Here is a 2,341-nt window from a genome sequence, read left to right on the forward strand (position 1 = left end):
GGCTCCGGCCGGGTCTCGAGCACCGGCTCGGCGGCGGGCGGCGGCGCCACGGAGACCGTCGGCGCCGTCGTGACCGCGGTCCCGGGAAGCCAGTGGCGGTGCCGGGCGAACGGATAGGTCGGCAGGTGCAGCCTGACCGGTCGGCGTCCGCCGCCGTGCAGCGCCGACCAGTCCGTCGTCGCTCCGCGCACCCAGAGGGAGCCGATGCGGCGCAGGCCCTCTTCCGCTCCCGAGGCGAGCAGTCGCGCGGGATCCGGGCCTACGAGCGCCGCGATGTCGGCCCCGCCGTCGGCCCGGCCGAGCGCGACGCTGCCGTCGGAGGGTACGGCTCCCTCGACCACGGCGCGCAGCAGGGCGGTGAGTTCCTGCCTGCTGGATGCCACCAGGGCCAGTCGGCAGGGCAGTTCGGGGCGTCCGGTCTGGAGGGTCCAGGCCAGATCGGCCAGATCGGCGTCCCCGTCGGCACCCCGGAACAGGGCCCGTTCGACGTGCGCCAGCAGGTCGGCGGCGTACTCGGTCAGCTGCTCCTCGTGGACGGCGCTCAGCACGACGAGCCGGGGCGCCGGGGCGGCGGGTGCGAGTGGCCGGCCGCGGTACTCCTCCAGCACCACATGGGCGTTGGCGCCGCCGAAGCCGAAGGAGCTGACACCGGCCCGGCGCGGCTCCTCCCGGCCGTCCACGGTGCGGCTGTCCCAGGGGCGGGCGGTGTCCACCAGGTGGAACGGGCTGCTCTCCAGTTCCAGCAGCGGGTTGGGGCGGTCCAGGTGCAGCAGGGGCGGTAGCATGCGGTGCCGCATGGCGAGAACGGTCTTGATGACGCCCGCGACGCCCGCCGCGGTCTCCAGATGACCGACGTTGGTCTTCACCGTGCCGAGTGCGCAGTCACGCGCCGAGCCGTTCCACCCGCTCTGCCTGAATGCCCTGGTGAGACCTTGCAGTTCGATGGGGTCACCGAGCACCGTGCCGGTGCCGTGCGCCTCGACGTAACCGATCGTGTCGGCCCCGACCCCGGCACGCCGGAGTGCGCCGCTGATCACGGCGGCCTGGGCCGTCGGGGAGGGCGCCGTGAGGGAGGTGGCTCGCCCGCCGTGGTTGACGGCGCTGCCCAGGATCACCGCGTGGATCGCGTCGCCGTCCGCCTCCGCGCGGCTGAGGGACTTGAGGAACAGCGTGCCGACGCCCTCGCCCCGCGCGTAGCCGTCCGCCCGGTGGTCGAAGCTCTTGCAGCGCCCGTCGGCGGCGAGCATCCCCGAACTGCCGAAGGCCTGGAAACCGTTGGTGTTCAGGATGAGGTTGACACCGCCTGCCAGGGCGGCCGAGCAGTCGCCGTCCTGGATCGCCCGGACCGCACGGTGGACGGCCACCAGACTGCTGGAGCAGGCGGTGTCCACCGGCTCGCTCGGGCCGTGCAGGTCGAGCAGGAAGGAGAGGCGGTTGGCCAGCATGCTGTGTTCGTTGCCGGTCGCCATCTGCCCGTCGACCGGAACACCGCGGGCGAGCAGAAGCTGCGAGTACTCCGACGAGGCGACGCCGACGAACACTCCCGTGTCGCTGCCGGCGAGCCCGAGCGGGTCGTGGCCCGCGTCCTCCACGGCCCGCCAGGCCGTTTGCAGGAAGAGCCGGTGCTGGGGGTCCATGAGGCCGGCCTCACGGGGCGAGATCCGGAAGAATTCGGCGTCGAAGTGGTCGATGTCGCTCAGGAAGCCGCCGATTCCCCCGGGAGCCGCCTCGTCCGGGCGCCCGGCCGGGACGGTGCCCACCAGATCGCGGCCCGCGATCAGGTTGGCCCAGAAGGTCTCCAGGTCGGGGCTGCCGGGAAAGGCGCCGGCCATGCCCACGATCGCGACGGGCTCGGGACCGGTACGGGAAGCGGCCACGACGCCGGTCCGCTCGACGGGCGCCGGAACCGGGTCCGGAAGCGGGTCCGGTGCCGGGTCCGGTGCCGAGGACGCCGGCACGGGCTCGGGAACCGGGACGGGCACCGGTGGGACCGGGGCGGATCCGGCGGCCGGTGTCCGCCCCGGGAGCACCGGATTCGTCGCACCGGGTCCGGCCGTGGCGATGAGCTCCACCAGACCGGCGAGATCCGGTGCGGCGTACAGGACGGTGGGGCTGACCGGCACCCCCAGATCGGTCTCCAGACGGACGGCCAGGGTCAGCACGCTCACGGAGTCGAAGCCGTAGTCGCTGAGGTGGTCGGCGAAGTCCACGTCGTGCGCGGAGACCCCGAGCACCTCGCCTATCCCGGAGACCACGGCGGCCCGTACCCGGTCCGGCGTGACCGCCGCCGTGAGGGGCACGGACCCGGCCGCGGGGGCGCCTGGCGCGGCGGGGGCGAGCG

At 74.1% G+C, this 2,341-nt stretch carries 1 protein-coding gene; it reads right to left on the bottom strand.

The features are described 5' to 3' along the window. Positions 1–2,300: beta-ketoacyl synthase N-terminal-like domain-containing protein (locus GT042_RS27465; RefSeq protein WP_345943944.1), on the bottom strand; the 2,300-nt coding region annotated here is incomplete at its 3' end. Positions 2,301–2,341 lie beyond the last annotated feature (41 nt).

It is taken from the genome of Streptomyces sp. SID3212, from assembly GCF_009865405.1.
Lineage (GTDB): Bacteria > Actinomycetota > Actinomycetes > Streptomycetales > Streptomycetaceae > Streptomyces.